General features: G+C 58.4%; 21 protein-coding genes. 10 read left to right on the forward strand and 11 right to left on the reverse strand.

Annotated features, from left to right (window positions below; genetic code table 11):
- Window positions 1-63: 63 nt before the first annotated feature.
- Window positions 64-897: a 3'(2'),5'-bisphosphate nucleotidase CysQ gene (gene cysQ / locus N1030_RS13050; RefSeq protein WP_265825912.1), complete on the reverse strand. Its 834-nt coding sequence runs from the start codon at window positions 895-897 to the stop codon at window positions 64-66.
- 102 nt (window positions 898-999) lie between these two features.
- Between cysQ and N1030_RS13055 the strand changes: the two genes are divergently transcribed.
- Both N1030_RS13055 and N1030_RS13060 read left to right on the forward strand, forming a co-directional pair.
- On the forward strand, window positions 1000-1581 hold the full coding sequence (locus tag N1030_RS13055; protein ID WP_265825913.1) for a C40 family peptidase: 582 nt from the start codon (window positions 1000-1002) through the stop codon (window positions 1579-1581).
- 254 nt (window positions 1582-1835) lie between these two features.
- Complete coding sequence (locus tag N1030_RS13060) at window positions 1836-2264, forward strand: rhodanese-like domain-containing protein (RefSeq protein WP_265825914.1); 429 nt, start codon at window positions 1836-1838, stop codon at window positions 2262-2264.
- Window positions 2265-2493: 229 nt separating this feature from the next.
- Here N1030_RS13060 and N1030_RS13065 read toward each other — a convergent pair whose 3' ends face one another.
- Window positions 2494-5475, reverse strand: a complete 2982-nt coding sequence (locus tag N1030_RS13065) for a hybrid sensor histidine kinase/response regulator (RefSeq protein WP_265825915.1) — start codon at window positions 5473-5475, stop codon at window positions 2494-2496.
- Window positions 5476-5496: 21 nt separating this feature from the next.
- Window positions 5497-6558 (reverse strand): ABC transporter substrate-binding protein, encoded by a 1062-nt coding sequence (locus N1030_RS13070; protein WP_265825916.1) that lies wholly within the window; start codon window positions 6556-6558, stop codon window positions 5497-5499.
- Between the two features lie 416 nt (window positions 6559-6974).
- Here N1030_RS13070 and speD point away from each other — a divergent pair, with 416 nt between their 5' ends.
- A complete protein-coding gene (gene speD / locus N1030_RS13075; RefSeq protein WP_265825917.1) occupies window positions 6975-7418 on the forward strand; it encodes an adenosylmethionine decarboxylase in 444 nt (147 codons plus the stop codon).
- Window positions 7419-7478: 60 nt separating this feature from the next.
- On the opposite strand, the gene N1030_RS13080 is transcribed toward speD, so the two are convergent.
- Window positions 7479-8561, reverse strand: a complete 1083-nt coding sequence (locus N1030_RS13080; RefSeq protein WP_265825918.1) for a TRAP transporter substrate-binding protein — start codon at window positions 8559-8561, stop codon at window positions 7479-7481.
- 121 nt (window positions 8562-8682) lie between these two features.
- Entirely contained in the window at window positions 8683-9021 is a 339-nt protein-coding gene (locus tag N1030_RS13085; protein WP_265825919.1) for a tRNA-binding protein, read from the reverse strand.
- Window positions 9022-9313: 292 nt separating this feature from the next.
- Here N1030_RS13085 and N1030_RS13090 point away from each other — a divergent pair, with 292 nt between their 5' ends.
- The 4 genes from N1030_RS13090 to N1030_RS13105 all read left to right on the forward strand — a co-directional run bounded on the left by N1030_RS13090 (window position 9314) and on the right by N1030_RS13105 (window position 14834).
- Window positions 9314-11512, forward strand: a complete 2199-nt coding sequence (locus N1030_RS13090; protein WP_265825920.1) for an adenylate/guanylate cyclase domain-containing protein — start codon at window positions 9314-9316, stop codon at window positions 11510-11512.
- Between the two features lie 110 nt (window positions 11513-11622).
- A complete protein-coding gene (locus N1030_RS13095) occupies window positions 11623-12531 on the forward strand; it encodes an AraC family transcriptional regulator (RefSeq protein WP_265825921.1) in 909 nt (302 codons plus the stop codon).
- A 95-nt stretch (window positions 12532-12626) separates the two neighbouring features.
- On the forward strand, window positions 12627-13517 hold the full coding sequence (locus tag N1030_RS13100) for an AraC family transcriptional regulator (RefSeq protein WP_265825922.1): 891 nt from the start codon (window positions 12627-12629) through the stop codon (window positions 13515-13517).
- 45 nt (window positions 13518-13562) lie between these two features.
- Entirely contained in the window at window positions 13563-14834 is a 1272-nt protein-coding gene (locus tag N1030_RS13105) for a DMT family transporter (protein WP_265825923.1), read from the forward strand.
- Window positions 14835-15291: 457 nt separating this feature from the next.
- On the opposite strand, the gene N1030_RS13110 is transcribed toward N1030_RS13105, so the two are convergent.
- Entirely contained in the window at window positions 15292-15579 is a 288-nt protein-coding gene (locus tag N1030_RS13110) for an HU family DNA-binding protein (RefSeq protein ID WP_265825924.1), read from the reverse strand.
- Between the two features lie 251 nt (window positions 15580-15830).
- Here N1030_RS13110 and N1030_RS13115 point away from each other — a divergent pair, with 251 nt between their 5' ends.
- Complete coding sequence (locus N1030_RS13115; protein WP_265825925.1) at window positions 15831-16448, forward strand: helix-turn-helix domain-containing protein; 618 nt, start codon at window positions 15831-15833, stop codon at window positions 16446-16448.
- A 163-nt stretch (window positions 16449-16611) separates the two neighbouring features.
- Here the strand turns inward: N1030_RS13115 and N1030_RS13120 are convergent, their stop codons facing one another.
- The 4 genes from N1030_RS13120 to N1030_RS13135 all read right to left on the reverse strand — a co-directional run bounded on the left by N1030_RS13120 (window position 16612) and on the right by N1030_RS13135 (window position 19163).
- Window positions 16612-17007 (reverse strand): Ros/MucR family transcriptional regulator, encoded by a 396-nt coding sequence (locus N1030_RS13120; protein WP_265825926.1) that lies wholly within the window; start codon window positions 17005-17007, stop codon window positions 16612-16614.
- A 333-nt stretch (window positions 17008-17340) separates the two neighbouring features.
- Window positions 17341-17943, reverse strand: coding sequence for a VOC family protein (locus tag N1030_RS13125; RefSeq protein WP_265825927.1), 603 nt, complete (start codon window positions 17941-17943; stop codon window positions 17341-17343).
- 44 nt (window positions 17944-17987) lie between these two features.
- Window positions 17988-18587, reverse strand: coding sequence for a redoxin domain-containing protein (locus tag N1030_RS13130; RefSeq protein WP_420842812.1), 600 nt, complete (start codon window positions 18585-18587; stop codon window positions 17988-17990).
- Window positions 18588-18599: 12 nt separating this feature from the next.
- Window positions 18600-19163: a TlpA family protein disulfide reductase gene (locus tag N1030_RS13135; protein ID WP_265825928.1), complete on the reverse strand. Its 564-nt coding sequence runs from the start codon at window positions 19161-19163 to the stop codon at window positions 18600-18602.
- Window positions 19164-20146: 983 nt separating this feature from the next.
- Here N1030_RS13135 and N1030_RS13140 point away from each other — a divergent pair.
- Window positions 20147-21856 carry an FAD-dependent oxidoreductase gene (locus N1030_RS13140; RefSeq protein WP_265825929.1) on the forward strand — a complete coding sequence of 570 codons (1710 nt, stop codon included), beginning with the start codon at window positions 20147-20149 and terminating at the stop codon, window positions 21854-21856.
- Between the two features lie 370 nt (window positions 21857-22226).
- Entirely contained in the window at window positions 22227-22607 is a 381-nt protein-coding gene (locus tag N1030_RS13145; protein WP_265825930.1) for a cupin domain-containing protein, read from the forward strand.
- Here the strand turns inward: N1030_RS13145 and N1030_RS13150 are convergent.
- A complete protein-coding gene (locus tag N1030_RS13150; RefSeq protein ID WP_265825931.1) occupies window positions 22597-22974 on the reverse strand; it encodes a hypothetical protein in 378 nt (125 codons plus the stop codon). The two genes, N1030_RS13145 and N1030_RS13150, sit on opposite strands and share 11 nt — an antisense overlap.
- Between the last annotated feature and the right edge of the window lie 31 nt (window positions 22975-23005).

Consider the following 23005-nt stretch of genomic DNA (forward strand, 5'->3'; position numbering starts at 1 on the left):
ATTATCCTTTGAGTGTATGATTGAAGGTCATTGAAACGAGGAAATATAGGTGGTTATGCCTCCTCAGGCACGGGCCACGAACCAGCCGTTCAGCAGATCCGGCTTGCCGTAGAGGAAAGGCTCGCCCTCAAAACCGCAAAGGGAACCGCCCGCCGCCTCAAGCAAGGCCTGCCCTGCGGCGGTATCCCATTCCCACGTGGCGTGCAGGCAGGGAAAAAGCTGGGCCCGGCCTTCAGCCAGCAGGCAAAACTTGTAGGAACTGCCCACGCGCAGGCGGGTATGGGGGGCATCGCCCATGTAGGCGTCCAGTCTGGGGGTTTTATCCACATTGCTCTGCAGCACTACGGGCGCCTCCCCTTCCTCAACGCGGCTGGTGCGGATGTCCTGCACGGGAACCTCTCCGTCCCCGATGCGGTAGGCGCCCACGCCGGTCACACCAAGATAGGTGCTTCCCTTCAGAGGGACGTGGATGATGCCTGCCACGGGCCTGTGATTCTCCATGTAGGCAATATTCACGGTAAACTGGGCATTGCGACGGATAAAGCCCTTGGTGCCGTCCAGAGGGTCCACCAGAAAATAGCAGGGCCATTCCGAACGTTCCTCATACGGTGGCAGACCGCCCTCTTCCGAAATGACCGGAATCTCGGGCAGGAGGCGGGAAAGACCGGCCAGAATTAGATCATTGGCTGCCTCATCCGCAGTGGTGACGGGCGATTCGTCATCCTTGTAGGACACCTCCGCAGGCTCGCTGTAATAACGCAGAATCAGAGCACCGGCCTCTTCCGCAAGCTGCGCCACACGCCAGAACACCCCTGCAAGACGGGGTGGCAAGGTATGGAGAAGCGATTCAGGGAGCTTGCGTTCCGCAAGCAGTTGCTCAAGGCTCTGTCTGTCCATGCAATGTCCTCTTGGCGAAGTGCCCTATACTGCTGTAGTACATGCATTAGCCGAGGATGTTAAGCACTGTACGAACGTTGGATTCCGCCGCGCGAGGTTGCCATGGTCATTCACCGCCATACGCCCTTCTCTCCCTGTCTGAAGGGGCGCCCTGCCCGGACCGGCCCCATGTCCGGCCATTCCCGTGCAACACCCTGCTCCCGGGCATTTCTCGCCTCCCTTCTCCTCTGCCTGCTCCTGCCGCTGACCTTGGCGGGCTGCGGTTCCCGTAACACCGCAAGCACGCACCACGACAGCGGCCCGCCACCCACGCGGCATGAAGCCGCCATCGTGCAGAGCGCCAAAGCTGCCATTGGCACAAGCTACCATTTCGGCGGATGCAACCCCGCCGAAGGATTCGACTGCTCAGGACTGGTGTGGTGGGCCTACAACGAAAACGGCTATGCCGTGCCCCGCACCACCGACGCCCAGCGAAAGGCAGGACGCGCGACCGACTGCGCAGCCCCGCGACAGGGGGATGTAATCGTCTTCCGCATCTCCGAGAAGGGCCTGCATTCCGGCATATACTCGGGCAACGGGTATTTCGTGCACAGCCCCAAATCCGGCCATGTGGTGCGGGAAGAATCGCTGCGCAAGAACTACTGGCAGTCCAGACTGCTCACCTGCCGCCGCTACCTGCCCTGACGCAGGCAGACCGGGCCATGACCCACGCATACCGCTTCTAACGGCCCTCTCCCCGCAGCAGCCAGACGTGCTGCCAAGCCCTTTTCCGGTGCCCCACAGCCCCGCTGCCCCTTCCCGCTTTCCAACGCCCTGCCCCCCGCCCGCAAGCAACCGCAGACCATGTTGGCAACCACTGACATTTTTCATGCATTGCACCAGAAATAACTATCTGATATTCTTGTATATTATTAATATTTTCTATCTGGAGACCCCCAATGCATAGACAGATTCTATCCATCGCCCTTGCCCTTGCAGCCTGCGTGCTCCTGCTGACCGGCAGCGCCTTTGCCGGCAGCTACAATTACATCGCGCCGGAACAGGTGAAGGCCAACCTTGAGCACAAGGCCCCCATGCATGTTCTGGACATTCAGGTGGCAGACGCCTACGCCAAGCACCACCTGCCCGGGGCCATGCAGTCCTGCGCGTATCCCGTGAAATCCGCTGAAGACAAGGCCAAGCTGGATGCCTTTCTGGGCGAAATCAGCAAGGACGCAGCTCCGGTCGTCATCGTCTGCCCCCGCGGCAAGGGCGGTGCCGAGCGTACCTATGAGTACCTGAAAGAAAAGGGCATTGCCGAAAGCCGCCTGCTTATTCTGGAAGGCGGACAGGACGGCTGGCCCTATCCCGAGAGCCTTGCCAACTAGACGCATCGCTTTCCCTCTGTATTGATGCAAAACGCCCCCCTGCATACCTTGCAGGGGGGCGTTTGTTGTCACGGGCACATCACTGAACCGCGCCCGGAAATAGCTGCAGCAACACAGAACTGCCGGAACATCCCCACGAGGGTATGTAACCTGTTTCAGAAGAATGGAGCGGTAAGGAGTTGTGCGGCGCGGTTCAGCACCGGACCGATCAGTTGCAGATGAGGAGGGGTCAGCGGGCCATGTGCTGCTTCAGTTTGTCCAGCACGTCCTGCTTCTTGGCGGGCTTGGTCAGGTAGTCGCTACAGCCCGCCGCAAGGCACTTCTCGCGATCTTCCGCGTAGGCGTTTGCGGTCAGAGCGATAATCGGCACAGGCTGCCTGCCGCTTTCCACCTCGAAATCACGGATGGCCTGCGTGGCGGCATAGCCGTCCATGCCGGGCATCTGGATGTCCATGATCACCATATCGAAAATACCGGCACGGAACTTGGCAACAGCCTCGTTGCCGTCTTCGGCGTAGTCGAAGGTGAAGGGCGAATCCTTGAGATAGAAGCCCATGAGCATACGGTTTGCGCTGGAGTCCTCGGCAATCAGCACCCTGCCGGAAAGAACGGTATCTTCGATGATATCCCCTTCCTCCGGCTTCAGCTTCATGTCTGCCGCCAGAGTTTCATTCAGCAGGGCATCCACAACGCTTACCAGCCTGCCCGGAACGGCAGGCTTGGCCAGCATGGGCAACGCGTTCTGCGGCAAAGTCTTGCCGCCCTGTGCCGAATGCGAGGAATCCATATACAGCAGGGTGGGAGGCAGTTGCGCGCCGAATCGCTTCAGCATCTGCCTGTGCGCGGAAACACCGTCGAGCTCAGGCAGGTCGCTGCCCATGATGATACCGTCAAAACCGGTTGCACCTGAACCATTCTGCTGCTCCAGATGGTTCTGCGCCTCCTGTACGGAGAACGCCTCAACAACTTCTGCCCCATGGTTGGCCAGCGTCAGCACCAGATAGTGCAGGGTGACGGGGTTGTCGTCCACCAGCAGCAACCGTTTGCCTGCAAGCAAGGGCGGGCTTGTCTCCTCTGCCAGCCGGACAGCGCCTTCCGGCAGGGGTAGCACACAGGTAAAGGTGAAGGTCGCCCCATGCCCGGGACGGCTTTCCACGCTGATAGTGCCGCCGAGGTACTCCACAAGGCGTTTGGTGATGGCAAGGCCCAGACCGGTGCCGCCGTACTTGCGCGCCGTGGAACTGTCCGCCTGCGTGAAGACCTCGAAAATGCTCTGCTGCTTGATGATGGGAATGCCGATGCCCGTATCCTTGACGGAGATTTCCAGCGTCACGCTGCCGCCCGTCCTCTGGCGCACATGCACGGTGGTGATAACGTGCCCGAGCGAAGTGAACTTGAGCGAGTTGCTGAGCAGGTTCAGCAGAATCTGCTGCAGCTTGTTGGGATCGCCCACCACCTTTTCCGGCACATCCGGCGCAAAGTAGAGGATGGTTTCCAGCCCCTTCTGCGCCGCCTGCACGCCGGTCATGGAGAACACGCGCTCGAACAGGCCTTCCAGACTGAAGGGAATATGCTCAAGCTCGATATGCCCAGCCTCGATCTTGGAGAAATCCAGAATGTCGTTGATCAGATCGAGCAGCAGTTCGCCCGATCCGCGAAGCATCTCCAGATACCGGCGCTGCTCGTCGTTCAGCCCGGAGGTTTCAAGCATGTCCACAAAGCCCAGCACGGAATGCATGGGGGTGCGGATTTCATGGCTCATGGAGGCAAGGAAACCACTCTTGGCGCGGTTGGCGTCCTCGGCATCCTGCATGGCCTTGCGCAGAGCGTTTTCCGCGGCAAGACGGGTGGAAATATCGCGGATGACGCACAGGACGGCATCCTGATCCTGATACCTGAGTTTGCGGATGTGCATTTCCGCATGGAAGACATCCCCTTCCACCGGCACGATACGCATCTCGAACTGCCGTTTCGCCAATGAGTTGCCCGAAGGCGTCTTGCGCAGCATCTCAAGCATCTGCCACATCTTCTGGCCGTATTCCTGCCCTACCAGATCCTGCATGGACAATGAGAGCATACGGGCTCTGTCCGTGCCCATGAGGTCGAGAGCCTGCCCGTTGCATTCAAGAATTCTGCCGTCGAGGTCGTAGATGACAATGGCATCCATGACTTCTTCAAACAGCAGCTGATAGCGCGCCAGCTCTTCAGCCTTGCGCAGGTTGAGGAGCATGGCGTCCAGTGCGTACAGCACATCGTTTACTTCGGAAATGGGCGAAGGGCCGTCAGGCAGAGCCAGACGCGCCTCTCCGAGCGAAATGCTGCGGGCGCTCTCTGAAAGGGCCCGCAACGGCCCCGTGATGCGCATGCCGATGATGTAGGCGAGTATGGAACACAGCAGACCTGTGAACAGCAGAACAACGACGTTGTTGGCAAGGTTGGAACGCTTCAGTTCCTCTAACGGGGCGGAGGAGGCAAAATAATACATGCCCTCAAAGCCCGTGGCCGCCAGCAGCCCTTCACGCCCGTTCACTTCGCAGGGCTGCGGCACTCCCTTGTCCGTGGTGCCGGAGGTGTATCGCAGCGCAACCGGCCTGCCGGTCTGCAGATCGCGAAACGCGCCGAGATGAAGAACAAGCAGGGAGTAGTCGGTCTTGTCCAGCAGCACCCCTTCTGCAGGGGGGCGGAAGAAATACATGCCAACCGCAGTGCCTACTATCTGCGAACGGTTGCGTATCTGTCTGGTGGAGGCAACGTAGAAACGCCCTTCAGAGGTCAGGGAAAGACGGCTGGTCTGCGGAGAGGGCTGCATGGAGAACTCATGCGCCTCAATGGGAATGGATGCGTCCGATGCCGAATACAGCCGCTGCGAGTCAGTGGACCGGAGAAAGAACAGCATGTCCGGCGCTGCCGCGGCAAAGGCGGCCAGCCGTTCACGCATCTGGTACTCCACCCCCAGCTGCAGGGTCACGCGGATGGAGTTGTCTTCGCCAAGGGCGTCCAACTGGCGCTGGGCCTCGCCCACGGCACGAAAATAGTATTGGCCGAGCTGCTTGGCCTCCGCCCCGACACGGTCCTGAAACTGACGGTACATTGAGCCGGAATACGTATACTGCATCACGCCCAGCAACGCGAGGGCGCACACGAAGACCAGCCCCACGGTTGCCATGATGATGAGCGAGGTCACCGATCTCGATGTATTACGATTCAGCATACAGAATGCACATCCGAATAATTACTCAGAGTATACGTAGTCCGCAGCCAGCAGTATATCTTCAGGAATGACGATGCCCAGTTCCTTGGCACGGGCCAGATTGAAAACAAGTGCGTACCGTTCCGCCTGCTGCAGGCCAATGTCGCCTGGTTTCTCTCCGTTGAGAATGCGGGCCACGATTCTTCCTGTCTGAATGCCCATGTGCTCAAAATCAACACCCACGCCGCCCATCACGCCGAGCTTCACAAAGGAGTAGTTGATGGGAATGCTGGGCTTGCGGCACACCTTGGTGGTCCAGCGCAGCACCTCCGGCGCAGTATAGGTCTTGCCCTTGGCGTCCTTGAGCAGCAACGCCATGGGGTAGATGGTGTCGATCTCCGGATCGGTGCAGGCAGCAAGCATCAGCTGCTGATACTCTTCCCAGCTGTCCGTCACCATGTGCCGCCACAAAAAATCGTGAGGCTCGGAAGCCATTTCCTCGCGGAACTGGGTCAGAGCCGCCTCGCCGGTTGGTGAATTATCCGCAATGACATACACCATATCCAGCTTTTTCAAAATGCTGCGCTGCACCTTGAGTGCCTTGAGCGTGTGCAGCTTTTCCAACACGCCGGTAATGTTGTGGCCGGGCTGCTCACGCGTATCCAGCCACGGCACCTTCTCGGCATACTTCTCCGGACGCACGTTCAGCCCGGAAAAGACAACGGGCAGGTCCGTATTCGCATACGCGAGTCCGACCATGCGGAAGGCGTTGTCATCCAGCGTGACCAGCACGTCCGGCTTGTAGGCTGCAATGGCTTCCTGCGCCGCCTCAGCCTGCCTGCGCATGAGTTCCGGGGTGTTGTTCACCCGCTTGGTATCCATGGCAAAGGCCATCGCCACGAGGTTCACCCCTTCGGTGAACCCTCCTTCTGCAAGCCCCCGCAGCACACCCACATGCTGTGGTCCGCCGCAAACGTGCTCCAGCTCGTAACTGTGCAGAATGAAAACCCGCTTTGCATTCTGTGCATGCCCCGCAGAGGCAAATCCAAGGCACAGCACGCCGCACAGCACAACGCCAAGCATAGTCCGGAGATGCGCAATCATATTCCCGCCGGATTGTTGCTGAGTATACCCAAACGTCTCCCTTGCCGATTCCCCGTGATTATCTACCGTGCCTGACTACAAAGGTAAAGCTCTACCCTTCGGGAGTATGGCATACGCAGGTTGCGATTCCTGAGCGGAGGGACACAACGCCTCCCGCCCTTGGCAGACCGGCGCGCGCCCGTGCATGCCTGAAGTCCGCCTACGGCCCGCAGGGGGATACCCCCCCATAGCGGGCTTTCCATGGCAGCATCGCCCGTCGATGCCTGGCCGATATCTGGCCGATGTCTGGTCGATGTATACGCCTTCGTCCGTGGGCCATCCCCCCCTCATAGCACGCAAGCCCGTCATCCCGTCAATTATTGTGCGTTGTAAGGTCACGGTTTCTCAGAGTCATCCCGAGGTTGCCTCCCGTGCCGATGCGTGGCATCACAACCCACGCGGGATCAGGCGCGCTGCGTGAAGCCGCCCCGAGACCGCAATACGCACTTCAGACCAAGAGACGCACCGTGCCCCAGACCGTTACCGGAACCCACTGCCTGCTGGAACTGACCGGCTGCCCCGCCCCCCTGCTGAACAATGAGGCTTTCATCCGGCAGGCCATTACGGACGCCGCTGCCGCCGCAGGCTCCACGCTGCTCTCCCTCACCAGCCACGCCTTCTCTCCGCAGGGCGTCACCGCCCTCGGCCTGCTGGCCGAATCGCATATCTCCATCCACACCTGGCCCGAAGCCGGATACGCCGCTGCAGACATCTTTACCTGCGGCACCACCTGCCAGCCCCGCGCCGCCTGCGATCTGCTTGCGGAACGCCTGCGGGCTGAGAAGGTTGCGGTACGGGAGTTCGAGCGGGGGAATGGATAAAAAAACGCGCTCCCGACCGTATAGTCAGAAGCGCGCTCTCTCTTTTCCTGTCCGGAATGACTACTTCAGCATGGAGCTGTAGTAGACCTTCTCGGTCACGTCGGTCCACTCCTTCCACTGCGCCATGAAGGCCTTGTAGTTGTCGTGGATCTTGCGTGCCATGGGGTCCTTGTCGGCTTCTTCTTCCAGCACCTGCTTTGCCGTCTCGCGGAAGGTGTCGAGCACGGTGTCGGGGAAGGGCACGATCTGAAGGTTCTTGTCGGCCTTCAGTTCGATGAGCGCCTTGGCGTTCTCCATGTCGAACTCGGCGAGCATGATCTGAGTCATCTTGGCGGCCGCGCCGTCCAGAATGGCCTTCAGGTCTGCGGGCAGCTGGGCATAGGCAGCCTTGTTGAAGACCACTTCGGTGTAGCCGGTGGGTTCCTGCCAGCCGGGGAACATGTAGAACTTGGCAACGCGGTTCAGACCAGCGCGCTTGTCGAGGTGCGGGCCGACCCAATCGGTACCGTCGATGACGCCACGCTCAAGCGAGGTGTACACCTCGGAACCGGGCAGCAGCACAACCGATGCGCCGAGCTTGCCGTATACCTTGCCTGCCAGACCGGGGAAGCGCAGCTTCAGGCCGTGCAGGTCTTCCACCTTTTCAATCTTCTTGTTGAACCAGCCGCCCATCTGGAAGCTGGTTGCGCCGAGCGGACGGGGCACAAGATTGAACTTGTCGTAAAGCTCTTCCCACAGCTTCAGGCCGTCACCGGCATTGAACCATGCGTTGTAACCGCCGGAGTTCATGCCGAAGGGAACGGAGGTGAACCACTGGGTGGCGGGGTGCTTGCCCGCCCAGTAGTAGGAAGCGGAGTGGTAACACTGCACCATGCCCTGCGATACGGCGTCGAAGACTTCCAGCGGGGGAACCAGTTCACCACCGGCGCTGACTTCGATGGTCAGGTCGCCGTCGGACATCTCCTTCACCAGTTCGGCAAAGCGCTGTGCGCCGGTCTGCAGAATGGGCATGCCGGGAGGCCACGAGGTGACCATACGCCATACGAATTTCTTACCCGCGAGCACGGCAGGGGCCTGCGCTGCAACCGCAGCGCCTGCGGCGAGACCGAGACCGGCCTTTTTCAGAAATGCGCGTCTTTCCATGGATATCTCCTTGAACCGTATTGATTTCAGCAAGCAGCGAGTCGTCTTACTCATGAATGCTACAATTTTGTGAAAATCAATACTCGCAAAGACGCTCACATTGCAATCATTTTTCGCAGTATCAGCACAGCTTGGCCCCGAGAGGCACCTCCTTATCCGGCACGGCCAGCACGATATGTCCGTTCTCGTCCGCAAAGCCCGTTACCAGACACTCGGACATGAAGGGGCCTATCTGCTTGCGGGGAAAGTTCACCACCGCAATAACCTGCCTGCCCGCCAGTTCCTCCGGCGTATAATGCTGTGTGATCTGCGCGCTGCTCTTGCGCTCGCCGATCTCCGGTCCGAAATCTATCCACAGCTTGTAGGCAGGCTTGCGGGCTTCTGCGAATACCTCGGCCCTGATCACCACACCAACACGCAACTCTACCCGCTCGAAATCATCCCACGCTATTTCCTGCATATCCTTCCTCCGTACCGGCGCACACGCCATGACGATTCCGCTTTCATTGCCGGCTGCCCGGCCTGTCTGCCGTCTGTGCCGTATCAACCTGAAACAGCAGCACACATCATCACCGCAACACCGCTCCGATTTTTCCGCAACCCGCTCCAGTTCACCCCTCCCTACCCCCGCAATCGCCAGCCACGCTAGAACAAAATGAACCTCACACTCAGGCAACGTTGCTGCAAACCTGCGGATGGCGTATAGTCAAAGCAGCCTCATCCAGACGGCATATTACTGATAAGGACCGACCATGCACACCGGCAAGACATCATCCCTTCGCGTCATCATCTTTGTTATGTTTTTTGCCGTTGCACTCTCCATCACGACCTCCGTGGCGGGATACAACGCCTACATGGACGAGGTGGCGGCACACCAGATGGCGGACATCCAGTTGAGCAAGCAGTGCGACAAGGTCATCCTTGAATCCAGCAGGCTGCTTGATCCGGCCTACTCCACGGTCGCCATGCTTGGCACAACCAATACCCAGCTTACGGACGAACCGCCGGCAGCACTTTCCCCCCAGATGCAGGAGGTTCAGCTGCTGCTGAATATTCTCAAAAGATACCCGCAGCTCACGTCCATATATGCAGGGTATGACAGCGGAGAATTCTTCGAGGTCATCTCCTTCATTGACGGGGAGGCAGAGCTTCGCCAGGGACTGACAGCCCCGGACAACGCTCTTTTCGGCCTGCACAACATACGGACAGAACACCTGAATGACGCCACCCTGCACACGCCGGTACACGTGGAATCCTGGGTATGGCTGGCTGAAGACCATTCGGTCATCGGCAACACCGCAGAACGGGTGACCGAGTATGATCCCCGCGTCAGGCCGTGGTATACAAGAGCCCTGACCTCGCACGAAATCATTCAGACCGGCTACTACGTATTCGCTCCCGGCAGAGAGCTGGGGTTCACCGTGGCGCGTCGTTTCGGAGGAGAGCACCCCGGCGTATTCGCCGTGGACATGACGGTTCATTCCATCTCGCAGTTTCTGCAGCAACAGGAGACAAACACTAAAGGCCTCGTGTTTCTCTTCACGGAAGACGGAACCCTCACAGGCTACCCCGACCCACACAAGGTCGTGCACCGCCATCCTCCCCGGGCGGGTGTTGCCACGCACGAGGTCAGCCCCGTCATGCTGGATTCGTTTGACGATCCGGTAGCCGCGAAAGCGTATTCCCTGTTCCGCCAGCAAGGGGAATACCTGCACAACACCTTCACGGTGCAGGGCGAAGAATGGATTGCCCGCGTCACCCCGCTGCCCGACCAAACCGGACTTGCAGAACGGAAGGAATATGTTGCCGTTGCCGTACCGCTACACAACTACACCAGAATTCTTGACCAGATCCGTCTGGAAAGTCTGTTTTTCGCTACGACTGTGATGCTGTGCATCATTCCCCTGCTCCTGTATCTCTCGCGGCGCATATCAAACCCGCTGACCCTTCTTGCGGACGAAATGGACGAAATCAGGCACTTCCGGCTCGGCAGCAAAACGGTCATCCGTTCCCGCATCAAGGAGGTTGCGGAACTGACCACCGCCTTCGACACCATGCGGCACACGCTTGGTGCCTTCACCCGCTACCTGCCCAAGGCTCTTGTCCGACAGTTCGTGCTTTCCGGCATCGAGCCCGTGCTCGGGGGAGAGCGAAGGGAGCTTAGCCTGCTGTTCTCCGACGTTGCCGACTTCACGCGCCTGTCCGAACATGCGAAGGCCGAAACCCTGATGCTCAAGATGTCCCGCTACTTCCAGGTGCTGGGCACCCCTGTTCTGGAATCCGGCGGCACCATCGACAAATACATCGGTGACGGCATGATGGCCTTCTGGAACGCGCCACTGCCACAGGAAGATCATGCCCTTCGCGCCTGCGAAGCAGCCTTGCGCTGCCAGACCGCGCTGAAGGAGCAGAATGCCCAGTGGCAGGCCGAAGGAAGAAACACCATGGTCACCCGCTTCGGGCTGCACGCCGGGGAATGCATCGTGGGCAACGTGGGCACATCTGACCGCATGAACTACACAGCCATTGGCGCTGCCGTAAACATTGCCTCGCGCCTTGAAGGGCTGAACAAATTATACGGCACGGGCATTCTCGTCAGCGGCAGCATAGAGGAAAAGGCCCGCTCCGCGTTTGTGTTCCGCTCCGTAGACATCGCCAGTCCGCGGGGTACCACAGACCCCGTGCAGATATTCGAGCTTCTCGGCACCCGCATCCCGCTTGCGGACGGCACCACCTGCCCCCCGATCCAGACGGACGACGCTCTGGCCGAATGGGAAACAGCCATGGCTGAATACAGAAGCATGCAGTTCCATGCCGCGTTCCAGCGCTTTTCCATGTTGCAAAGCGTCAATACCGACGACCGTCTGGCCGCGCTCTATCTGGAACGCTGCCGTGATGCCCTGAGCAACCCGCCGGAACCCGACTGGTCGCCTGTTGTGCATCATTCCTGAGTGCACCCGCTCTTCCGCGCAAATGTAAAACAGCAAGAATGATCAAGACAGCATTCCTGTAATGTTGTAGCCGTATCCAATCACAAGGCTTCAGCAACACCGGAAACAGCATGCGAAACACAAGTTACAGGCAACGGATTCTGCGGGTGCTTCTGCATATGGAAGAATGCATCAATGCGCCTTCAGGCCATGAAGGAAGCACCGCCACGGACAATGCTCTCGCATTGGATACGCTGGCGGGCATAGCCTACCTCTCTCCATTTCACTTTCACCGCGTCTTCACCGGTATGGTGGGTGAATCGGTCAAGGCATACATCCGCAGGCTTCGGCTGGAGCGGGCTTCCACCATGCTGGCGTTCACGGAACGCCCTGTGCTGGAAGTGGCGCTGGAGTCCGGTTACGAGTCGCAGGAAGCCTTCACCCGCGCCTTCAAGGCGCGTTTCGGCAGCAGCCCCGCGCAGTACCGCAAAAGCGGTTGCCGGCTCGCCCCGTCCAACCCGTACCTGAAGGAGTATCTCATGCCCGACAACAGCGAATTCAGCCCCGAAGCGCTGGGCCTGAATGTGGAAATTCGCACAATTCCCGCCATCCGCGTAGCGGCAGTCCGCCATGTTGGCCCCTACAACGAGTGCTGCGGGGCGTGGAAAACCTTGTGCGAGTGGGCCTTCCCCAAAGGCCTGCTCACCGAGAAGACCATGTTCTTCGGCATCTGCCACGACGACCCCGCCGTGACCGAGCCTTCCAAAATCCGCTACGACGCCTGCATCGACCTGCCTGAGGGCGCCACGGTTGACGGCCCCGCAGCCGAAATCACCATCCGCTCCGGCGAATATGTCACTGCAGTGCACAAGGGACCCTACGAGAATCTCTTCAAGTCCTACGCCGCCGTCTACGGCCAGTGGATTCCTTCCTCCGGTCGTGAAATGGCCATGGAGCCGAGCGTGGAAGTATATCTGAACAATCCCGAAACCACGGCCCCCGAAGACCTGCTCACGGAGCTTCGGATTCCGCTGGCGTAACTGATGTCGCAATGCCTCCGGCGGACCACGGCCCTTCGGAGGCTCTTTCACTCACCCGGACATTGCCAACTGTCCTGAAATGACTACCTGAACGCATGGCCAACCCGCAGAATACAACGTCCGCACAGCGCACCACATCTCCTGCTCCGCAGGCAAGGGAGGAAATCCAATACCACGCCAGCCGTCGCGTGGCGGGCCTTGAGACCTTGCGTGCCCGCTACCTCACGCACAGCTTCACGCGCCATGCGCATGACGGCTACGCACTCGGGGTAATCGTGCACGGGGCGCTGGCCTTCCGCTATCTGGGCCGCGACCATGTGGCCCCCAGCGGCTCGCTGAATCTGGTTATTCCGGGAGAGGTGCATGACGGTCATGGGGCGGATGAACGCGGCTGGGCCTACCGCATGCTGTATCTGGCTCCGGAGATCATGCAACGCGCGGCCATGGAGGCCGGGCGCAGGAATGATGCCCTGCCCGCCTTCAACGCGGGCGTGCTGCAGGATCCGCTGCTGGCGGGCGGACTCTTGAGCCTGCATGCGGACATGGAGAGCGAAGGGGACTGCATGCCGTCCCTTGAGCAAGAAGAACGCCTGCTGGCCCTGCTCACGCGTTGGATACGCATGCATGGCGATGCCACGGCACGCCTGCCCCGAGCGGGAAAGGACCCGCGGAGCGTCCGCATGGCCCGCGAATATCTGGACGCCCACTACACGACCGACGTTCGCCTGGAGGCTCTTGCGGCCCATACGGGCCTCAGCCCCTTCCATCTGTCCCGCGTTTTCCAGCGCACCACGGGCCTGCCCCCGCACGCCTATCTCATGCAACGCCGTATCACAGCGGCCCGCGACCTGCTCGGCACGGACGAGCCGCTGGCAGACGTGGCGCTTTCCTGCGGCTTCAGCGATCAGAGCCACCTGACCCGCCATTTCAAGAAGGTCCTTGGCCTTCCCCCCGGGGCATACCGCAAGATTGTCCAAGAACGCTGACGCGGTAACATGCATGATGGCTGCCTCATCCAAAGGAGGTTCCCCATGCCCGTTTCCCTTCGCTGCTTCGGCAGCGCCCTGCGTCCCGGTGCCGACACCGCCGCCTCAGGCAATCATTCCGGCGACCATCCGGCCGTTTCTGCCCCGAACACGGATTCACCCCTCACATCAGGCTCCCGTTCCCGGCAACGAACCGGCGCGGAAGAGCCTGAGCCTCTCCCTTGCGCCACCGGTAGACAACAGTCCTCAGTGATGTCCCGCACAGCAATTCGCAAGAACAACGAGGTTGTCCCCCCTGAACGCACCGCAACTGCGCCTTCCGCAACCGTTTCGCGGTTTTGGCCCCGCCTTTCGCTGGCGCTGGCCATGATCATAGTCGGATCTTCCGTGGTTACGGGTAAATATGTCACTGTCACCCTGCCCGTGTATGCTTCGCTGTGGCTGCGGTTCTGCATGGCGTCCGCCGTAATGGTCACCATTCTGTACTGGAAAGAAGGCGGGCTGCCGCAATGCTCCTTGCGGGATTACGGCATCATGTTCGCGCAGGCTGCCTGCGGCGGATTCCTGTTCAACACCCTGCTTCTGGAAGGATTGCGCTACACCGATCCCGCAACCGCAGGCATCATCACCGCAACCGGCCCTGCCTGCGCCCTGCTCGTTTCCAGCATTGTGCTGCGCGAACCGTTTACCCGCAACGCCGCCCTTTCTGTATGTCTGGCTGCATCCGGCATTGCGCTCCTGCATGTGCCCACACCGCAGGCAGGTACCGCGCCAGAGCTCATGCATGCCTTTTCGTTCTCAGACCTTGCAGGCTCCTTCTCGGCACTGCTGGGCACCTTTCTGATCATTGGCGCGGTCATGGCGGAATCGCTGTTCCTGCTGCTGGGCAAGCGCATGCAGCGCCCTGTTTCACCACTTGCGGTCTCAACCATGCTCTGCGTTTTCGGCACAGTGCAGTTTGCGCCGCAGGGTATTACGGAACTGTTTTCCGGCGGACTGGGCAGCTTTACGCACACCGCGTGGCTGGTGCTGATCTGGTATGCCCTCGGCATAACCGTTGGGGCCTATCTGTTGTGGTTTTCCGGCGTGGCGCATGTCCGCGGCTCCGAGGCCGGCGTATACACTGGCATCATGCCCCTTTCCGCCATGTTCCTTGCGGGTCTGCTGCTGGATACCCCCATACGCTGGCAGCATCTGGCAGGCTGCACCGCCGTGCTGCTGGGCATTGCCGTGGCGACACGGCGAACAAGCAAGGAGCCTGAGAAAGCTTCCGGACAATCGTCGAGGCAGACATCAGAACCATCCGCGAACTGCTGATATCCGGCTAATAATCAGCTGATACCCACAGCAAATGGACCGCAATGGCGGCGTGCGCTTGCCCCTCGCATTGCCGGATATCTTCGCCCCCCCACCGCCACGCCACTACCGGCAAACAAAAAAGGGAGCCTGCAAAGGCTCCCTGATCTGTCAGTTCTCGGAAGAGCAAGACCTTGCTGAAGGGTCAGACTCTTCCGAAACCGTGGGTTAGTTACCCCGGAAACGAGGTATATCAACGGTTAGTGCGATTTGGAAATCGCCGACATAATACCCACGGCCGCTCTTTCTGCAAATGAAATCTTTTCATGTGGCTGATTAGTTTTTTTTAGGTGAGCGCACGAACAGTTCTGACGTATCGCATACACGAAACGGCTGCGTCTGACGGCAGCGGACGTCAGCAGGCATAAAAAAAGCCACGGAGAACCCCGTGGCCTTTGAGCAGCTTCGCGTAGAAAGACTACTTGTTGACGTCGTCAACCAGAGCCTTGGCGGCGGAAAACTTGATAACCTTGCGAGCGGGAATGGAGATCGGCTTGCCGGTCTGGGGGTTGCGGCCGGTACGGGCAGCACGCTCAGAAACGGAAAAAGCGCCAACGCTGGGCAGGCGTACGCCGGACTTGGAGACAACGCCATCAGCAAGAACCTTGCAGAATGCATCGTATGCCTTCTCGGCACTCACCTTGGTCTCGAACACTTCGGGCAGGGCGTCTTTCAGAGCCGTAACAAATTCAGCCTTGGTCAACATCAGGAATATCCTCCTTAAATCACAATTCGGTTTCCCCCCGGAATTACTAGCCGTGACCACATAACTATGTAATCCTATGCAGCGATCCACAATCAATGTCAATCGTTTCACGGAGCCACAACCGATTAGCACTCAATTTTCCCGAGTCCCGAGCCTTTTTGGTTACGGTATTGCTATTATCATATGAAGCGATTACGGTGTAAGGTATTACCAATTATTCAACTCACACAAACGATTGCGGAGCCTGCTGCATGAAAAACGCAACGACGCATGACAACCATGCCCTGCTGACCATTGCGGAGCTTGCCACGCGCTTCTCTTTGCCGGAATCCACAGCCCGATACTACTGCAAACGCTTTCTCGACTACCTGCCCCATGTGGGCGAAGGCAAGCGCAGACGCTACCGCGGAAACGCTGTTGCGGTTTTCGCCGTGATCCTTGAGGAGATGAAGAAAAACAAAAACGCAATGGCGGTTGAGGCAGTCCTTTCCAACAAATTTCCCAAGAATATCGACGTAGTTGTTCCAAAACCGCAAGCGCAACAACAAAACAACCACTTGGCAATATCTCCTGCGGTTTCCCCTGTTTCAGAGGCGGATGCCGGACGCTTTCTGGCCCTCATGGAACAGCAGACTTCCGCCATGCAGAGTATTGCAGGCACCCTTGAAGCCATAGCGAAACGCGATAGCGTGATACAGCATCTGGAGCAAGCACTGGAAACCAGAAATGAGGAAGTGACGCAGCTTCGCAAGGAAGTGGAGCACGTGAAGACCCTGCAGAGCGAATCCGAAAAGCTGCATCAGCAGGATCTGGATCAGATGCGCAAGTGGCTTGGCCGTATCGCCAGCGAGCAGGCCAACGGCAAATAGCGCCAAAGAAAAGCTGCGGACCCTGCGATCCGCAGCTTCAGCATGTCTTCATATCTACCGCCAGCCCACATACAGCGTGGCGGGCACACACGGGCGGCACATCACTGCCGCGTCTCTTCGCGCCAAAACCAGCACTATTCCGGAATGGCAGCCGTAGTCGGGGTTACTTGGCCTTGACCCGCTTTTCCCACAGCTTCATGTCTTTCATCTTCTTGCGACGCTCACGCTGCAGGGTCTTGCAGACCAGCGGCACACCCTTCTTGTAGCCATATTTTTCGCGGTACTCGGCCAGACTCAATCCATGCGAGGCAAGATGCTTGCGGGTAAGGATCTTGAAGGCCTTTCCGCACTCAAGGCACGTAATGGACTTTTCCTTGATCACTTTCAGGGGGTCCTGGTCCGTCTCCACCGCCGGTGCTTCAGGCTCCGCACCTTCTGCAATCTGCTTGATGGAAAGAGCTATACTCCGCATCATGGAGCTAATCTCTTCTTCATTCATGGTGCGCACCGATGCCTGAGCCTTGATGATCTCCAGCGCTTGCTTCAGATACTCATCCATACGGTACTCCTTTAGGCTTTCCGCACTTCAATCCGTTATCGGGGCCCGAGAATACTATGCCCTCCCGGATTCATGCACATACGTTGCGTACGCCCCATGCGGATGCATATTCTGTCCTTATACTCCATTTAAGCAATACAATGACCATGCGCCATTATTTTATTCAGTGTCCAAACAGCATTACACAAAACTGTGTGCTCCCTCCCACGTACCCATAACTACACGGAGCGGTGCGTCCCTGCATATAACGCAAATAAAAAAAGCGCGGGCATATATGCCCGCGCTGTAGCGTCGCATCAGATGATAGAACAGGTTACAGGCCAACAGGACTGATCAGTTCTTCTTTTCTTCCCACCAATTACGCTTGCTGTGCAGAAAATCGTGCCCCTCGCCGGGGTAGACCATGCGGTCCTCCTCAGGTGTCTGGGCACCCTCGGGCCATACTCCGGCAACAGGTTCCGGCCCTTCCATGGCTACAGGGGTGGGGGCAGAATCTGTCATGCGCGGCTGGCTGCGCACATCCACCCCCGGGACATAGCAACTGAATTCAAGGGCAATGCCGTTGGGATCGAATGTGTAGACCGAGTGGATGAAACCATGATCCACAGGTTCGGAGACCCATACGCCCGCCCCTTCCAGCCTGTCACGGATTTCCCAGAGGGCATCGTCATCCGGCACACCGATCGACACATGGTCAAAGGCGTGTTTGCCGCGCACGGGCGCGCCGTGTTCCTTCTCATCCAGAGGTTCCACGCCGGGCCACTCGAAGAAGGCGATCATGTCCGTGTCTGAAATCTCGAAAAAATACTGACGGTAGCCCGTATGGCCAAGACCGGCCACAAGGCGCATTCCCAAAAGATCACGCCAGAAGCGCACGGTGGCGTCCATGTCGCCCGTGGTCATGGCAAGATGATTCACTCCGGTATAACGGGTCATGCGGTCCATGTTCGATTGAAGGTTGCAGGGCACAACGTCCTGAATTACGGCAGCAACTCCAGCTGGTTGATGATGTTGCCGAGTTCAGGCCGCACATTGATGTCCGATACAGCCGCGTACCGGATTATTCCCTGCCTGTCGATAATGATGATGGCCCGCTCGCTCACCCCTTCGGGACGCAGCACCCCGTAAGCGGCAGCAACGGCCCCGTGAGGCCAGAAGTCGGACAGGACCGGAAACCACAGCCCTTCAGGAGCCATCTGGTGCGTCCATGCATACAGGGAAGGCAAGTTATCCGTGGTGATCCCCAGCATGATGGCATCATGCATCTCGAACAGCTCCCGGGCAATGTTGTAGCCCGGCCACTGATCAGAACAGACTGGGGTGAATGCCGCAGGCACAAACGTGATGACCACGTTCTTCTTGCCCCGATACTGCGACAGGCTCACCGGTTCGCCGGAAAGCGAAGGCAGCGTGAAGTCCGGTGCGGGCTCACCGACCGCAACCTTCAGCGTACTGTCCACCGGCTTCAGGTGGCCGGGATTGAATAACTGAGCAGGATCAACCACCGCCATGGCCTGCCCTGCGAACAGCACAAGGGCCAGCACAGACACACAGAGCATATGTACACTTAAACGCCGCATGGCTACCTCCCACTATTTCAGTCCGGCCGCCTTAAGCTGTTTCTTCAAAAAGGTTTCCGGCGTTTTCATGCGTCCTGTTTCCGAATAGGCTGTCTGCAGGACGCCGTTCTTCAAATTAACCAGATAGAAATGCGGGGTGCCGGGCTGCCCCAGAAGCGAATGCAGAGTCATATCGCCATCCTCGAAAACCGGCAGGGATACGTCATATTTCTTTCTGAAAAACTGAACCTCAAAACGTGAATTGCCTGCGCCGATGCCGATAAGCTTCATGGCTCCGGCATAGCTGGAACTATTCAGCAGCGTGAACAGTTCGTTCACTGCCGGAGCCTCAGCCTGACAGTGCGGACAGTACATGCTGAACACCTCGATCAGCACATAGTCCGCCTTCACGTCTTTCAGCGTCCAGGGCCCCTCGCCCTGCAGCCCCAGATAAGCCTTCTGGGTATCGGTCAGGTCGCCGACCAGAGCCACGTCCGGAAAGGCCTCCCCGGCCTTTATGGGTTCGGCACGGACCACAGATGCCATTACGGTCGTGAGCAACGCAGCCAGAACCATCATTATCAGCCAGCGCTTCATATCGCTACTCTCCTTTCGGGAAATTCGTTTGCCATTTCTGCCACTACAGGTAGTACAGCGGCTCACCGCTTCCTGTCCATCCCATGCGACCTGCGCACGGTTCTCCACCTCCCGCCCGCAGGCACAACTATTCCTTACCCCACAGGCAGCACCACATAAATAAATATAAAAGCAAATTTAGTTCAACAGCACAGCACGTTAGCAGCTAGTGAACACGCATCTTACTGTCACTTCTCATCATATATTTTACTGCAACACCATAGACACAACTCTGCAAGTGTCGTATGTTTTAGTAAATGATACACGTACTGAGTCGTCTTTGCGTGTCGTTTTTGCAAAGGCCAACAGAAATTTACGTAGTATCGTTGACATAATACAATGGCAAATTGAGTTGCCCTTATTCAACCCAGTGTGCACACGGCCCGAAGAGTTGGAAGGCATACCCCCCAACCGGGCACCGCCGGTCACCGGCAAGCACAGAACGTGGCTAAGGCGTATTGCGAACGTGATAAGGAGGATAGCCCTGGCAGAGATGTTTTCCCATATCGGCAAAGTGAGTTGCCCATGAGCAGGGAAGATCTTGAGGTAAACCTGCCTGTCGTGCGCGAAAAGTCCCATTGACACGGTCCTGAAAGGACATGGATGCATGGGAACGCCGGTCACCGGAACGCGCACGACTTTTTTATTCAATAACCCCACCCCCTTTGCAAACGCGCTGCCTTTATCTTCGGCAGTAAATACACACAAACCTTGCCAAACGACCGATAAGGCATTAGACCTACCTTTCGGGTAGGATTTGACTTGTCGCCCGCTGCTGCGTATTCAGGCAACTTCCTGCCCTGTAAGGGAATTCTCGTACTGTTTTCTCTTGATACCACTTATTTCCGCCGCCCTATCACATACCCCCTGCAGGCATGACGGACGGCCTTATTCATGATCGACGGCACAATCCGTCGCAAGCACGTGATTTCGGAGGATGCTCCATGTCCAAGCATGTTGTTGTCATCGGCGCGGTGGCGCTGGGTCCCAAGGCCGCCTGCCGATTCAAACGCCTCGAACCCGGCTCCAGGGTCACGCTTATCGATCAGGCCCCCCGCATATCCTACGGCGGCTGCGGCATTCCCTATTTTGTGTCCGGTGAAGTGAACAGCGTGACCGACCTGCAGTCCACGCCTTACCACATCATCCGTGACGCCGCGTTCTTCAAGACCAACAAGGATGTGGATGTTCTCACCAACACCCGCGCCACCAAGGTGAACCGGACCGACAAGACTGTTGAAATCGAAAACGTGCTTACCGGCCAGAAGGAAACCCTCAAGTACGACAAGCTCGTGCTGGCCATGGGTTCCAAGCCCAACCTGCCCCCCTTTGAGGGCATGAATCTTTCCGGCATTTCCGCCGCCACCAACCTGGACGAAGCCGAATTGCTGCGCAACGCCGTGGCCGCCGGTCAGGTGAACAGCGCGGTTATCGTGGGCGCAGGCTTCATCGGCCTTGAAATGGCCGTTGCCTTTGCCGACATGTGGGGTATTGAAACCACCGTGGTGGAACTGCAGGATCAGGTGCTGCCCAATTTCCTCTCCAAGTCCATGGCCGCCATGGCGCAGCATGACCTTGAGGAAAAGGGCGTGACTGTACTGCTCGGCGAATCCGTACAGCGCTTTGAAGGCGAAGACGGTGCCGTTGCCCGCGTGGTGACCAACAAGCGCACCATCGAGGCCGACCTTGTGGTCCTTGCCGCCGGTGTTTCTCCCAACACTGCGCTGGCGAAGGACGCGGGCATCGAGTGCGACCCGCGCGGTGCCATCATTGTTGACGAATACATGCGCACCAACGACCCCGACGTTTATTCCGGCGGCGACTGCGTCACCATTCCCAACCTCGTGACCGGCAAGCGCGGCTTCTATCCCCTCGGCTCCATGGCCAACCGTCAGGGCCGCGTCATCGGCACCAACCTTGCGGGCGGCAACGACACCTTCCCCGGCGCCGTGGGCAGCTGGGTCGTCAAACTCTTTGATCAGTCCGCATGCGGTGCAGGTCTGACCATCGAGAACGCCCTGAAGGAAGGCTTTGACGCCATCAGCGTGCATGTGGAGCAGTTCGACCGCGCCCACTTCTTCCCTGAAAAGGCGCTTATGTCCCTTGAACTGGTGGTGGACAGGCCCACCCGCCGCGTGCTCGGCATTCAGGGCATGAGTGAGCTGGGTGACGCGCTCACCGCACGCATCAACGCCGTGGTGCCGCTGCTCAAGGCTCACGACACGATTGAAGAAGTTTCCAACCTTGAAGTGGTCTACTCCCCGCCCTTCGCTTCCGCCATGGACATCGTCAATGCGCTGGGCAACGTGACCGAAAACGTGCTGGCAGGCCGCAACCACATGATGACGCCCACCGAGTTCGCCGAAAAGTGGGAAACCTGCGACACCGACGAGATGTGCTTCATCGACACCCGTCTCATCGGCAACGCCCAGCCCTATGTTGAAAAGTACCCCGGTCGCTGGAACAGCATCCCCAACGAGGAGCTCCGCGAACGCATCAGCGAAGTTCCTGCCGACAAGCCTGTTGTCGTCATCTGCAACACGGGTCTGCGCTCCTACGAAGCGATGCTGCTGCTCAACGAACTGGGTCGCACCAACGTCAAATCCGCTGCCGGCGGCATGGTGGCACAGAAAAAACTGGGTTCCGGCATCTAAGCACTCCACCCCCCTTGAAAACACACAAAACCGCCCTTCTGGGCGGTTTTTTTATTGGGCGCAAACAGCAGGTCGTTTTTTTTGTTTTACCGGCGCAAATCGCAATTACGAAGCTTGCGTTTTTGAAGTGTTTCCTGCGTTTTTCGACAGCAACACTTGTCGTTGCGGTTGCCCATCCGCAACGGCCTTGCTGAACCATGTTTACAATTGACGAACGCTTTTCGCTTCCCCTATCATCCTTTGACTACACACAATGCACGACGACCTCAAGGCGCACTGCCCTGCCGTATACGCAGGCTTCGACGCTCTTGCCCGAGTCAATCAGCTTGTCATGACCCCATCGCCCTTATCTTCATCAGGAGACTCAGCCATGCCCATTCCGCCCCTCACCCCCGACACCATCCTTCAGACACAGGACGCTCTTGTCAGGGTTATGCGGCTCGGCCCCCGCGAGTCTTCCCCGCAGCATTTTCATACCGAGATCACCGACACCATGGTCGGGCTTACCGGCACCATCGTGGTGACCATGCATGCCGTTACGACTTCGGACGCCATTGCCGCATCAGACGATCAGCCCGTCCCGCCCATGCCAAAAGAAAGGGCGACCGAAGCCGCCGTTTCCCTCGCTCCCGGAGAGCGTCATACCGTGCCCCCCTTCACCAGCCATTCAGTTTCCAATCCCGGTGATGAACCGGTGGAATACCTGCTGATTCAGGGTGTGGGCAAATACGATTTCATTCTTACTGTGTAACGGCGCCTTCTTCCATTCCTTCCAGGAACTTTGCCCGCATACGGGAAATCTCGTCGGAAAGCTCGCGGCGGTCTTCGCTGCTCAGCGCCAGCACGTCCATGCGGTGCACTTCCGGCTCCAGATACTGAATGGAAATGAGGCCTCCCTCTTCCGCAAAGATAGAGGCCAACCCGCGCACGGTGTAACCCTCGCCCACCTTGATACGCTCATAGGTTGCCTTGTCGCACTGCGGGAAGAACAGGATGATGTCGTTCTCCTCATCCTCGGCGAACAGCACCTTGCCGTATACGTCCAGTTCATGACCGCCTTCTTCCATGTGCTTTTCCACGATGAAGACGTCTGAATTCACTTCTACTACCAGAGGCATGTGTTTCTCTCTCTGTATATGGGGTTGCGCC

It is taken from the genome of Desulfovibrio mangrovi, assembly GCF_026230175.1.
In the GTDB taxonomy this organism is placed as follows: Bacteria; Desulfobacterota; Desulfovibrionia; order Desulfovibrionales; family Desulfovibrionaceae; genus Halodesulfovibrio; species Halodesulfovibrio mangrovi.

Bases quoted from the DNA above. Each gene is read 5' to 3' on its own strand.
- cysQ (WP_265825912.1), bottom strand. From the start codon at position 897: ATGGACAGACAGAGCCTTGAGCAACTGCTTGCGGAACGCAAGCTCCCT.
- N1030_RS13055 (WP_265825913.1), top strand. From the start codon at position 1,000: ATGGTCATTCACCGCCATACGCCCTTCTCTCCCTGTCTGAAGGGGCGC.
- N1030_RS13060 (WP_265825914.1), top strand. From the start codon at position 1,836: ATGCATAGACAGATTCTATCCATCGCCCTTGCCCTTGCAGCCTGCGTG.
- N1030_RS13065 (WP_265825915.1), bottom strand. From the start codon at position 5,475: ATGCTGAATCGTAATACATCGAGATCGGTGACCTCGCTCATCATCATG.
- N1030_RS13070 (WP_265825916.1), bottom strand. From the start codon at position 6,558: ATGATTGCGCATCTCCGGACTATGCTTGGCGTTGTGCTGTGCGGCGTG.
- speD (WP_265825917.1), top strand. From the start codon at position 6,975: ATGCGTGGCATCACAACCCACGCGGGATCAGGCGCGCTGCGTGAAGCC.
- N1030_RS13080 (WP_265825918.1), bottom strand. From the start codon at position 8,561: ATGGAAAGACGCGCATTTCTGAAAAAGGCCGGTCTCGGTCTCGCCGCA.
- N1030_RS13085 (WP_265825919.1), bottom strand. From the start codon at position 9,021: ATGCAGGAAATAGCGTGGGATGATTTCGAGCGGGTAGAGTTGCGTGTT.
- N1030_RS13090 (WP_265825920.1), top strand. From the start codon at position 9,314: ATGCACACCGGCAAGACATCATCCCTTCGCGTCATCATCTTTGTTATG.
- N1030_RS13095 (WP_265825921.1), top strand. From the start codon at position 11,623: ATGCGAAACACAAGTTACAGGCAACGGATTCTGCGGGTGCTTCTGCAT.
- N1030_RS13100 (WP_265825922.1), top strand. From the start codon at position 12,627: ATGGCCAACCCGCAGAATACAACGTCCGCACAGCGCACCACATCTCCT.
- N1030_RS13105 (WP_265825923.1), top strand. From the start codon at position 13,563: ATGCCCGTTTCCCTTCGCTGCTTCGGCAGCGCCCTGCGTCCCGGTGCC.
- N1030_RS13110 (WP_265825924.1), bottom strand. From the start codon at position 15,579: ATGTTGACCAAGGCTGAATTTGTTACGGCTCTGAAAGACGCCCTGCCC.
- N1030_RS13115 (WP_265825925.1), top strand. From the start codon at position 15,831: ATGAAAAACGCAACGACGCATGACAACCATGCCCTGCTGACCATTGCG.
- N1030_RS13120 (WP_265825926.1), bottom strand. From the start codon at position 17,007: ATGGATGAGTATCTGAAGCAAGCGCTGGAGATCATCAAGGCTCAGGCA.
- N1030_RS13125 (WP_265825927.1), bottom strand. From the start codon at position 17,943: ATGACCCGTTATACCGGAGTGAATCATCTTGCCATGACCACGGGCGAC.
- N1030_RS13130 (WP_420842812.1), bottom strand. From the start codon at position 18,587: ATGCGGCGTTTAAGTGTACATATGCTCTGTGTGTCTGTGCTGGCCCTT.
- N1030_RS13135 (WP_265825928.1), bottom strand. From the start codon at position 19,163: ATGAAGCGCTGGCTGATAATGATGGTTCTGGCTGCGTTGCTCACGACC.
- N1030_RS13140 (WP_265825929.1), top strand. From the start codon at position 20,147: ATGTCCAAGCATGTTGTTGTCATCGGCGCGGTGGCGCTGGGTCCCAAG.
- N1030_RS13145 (WP_265825930.1), top strand. From the start codon at position 22,227: ATGCCCATTCCGCCCCTCACCCCCGACACCATCCTTCAGACACAGGAC.
- N1030_RS13150 (WP_265825931.1), bottom strand. From the start codon at position 22,974: ATGCCTCTGGTAGTAGAAGTGAATTCAGACGTCTTCATCGTGGAAAAG.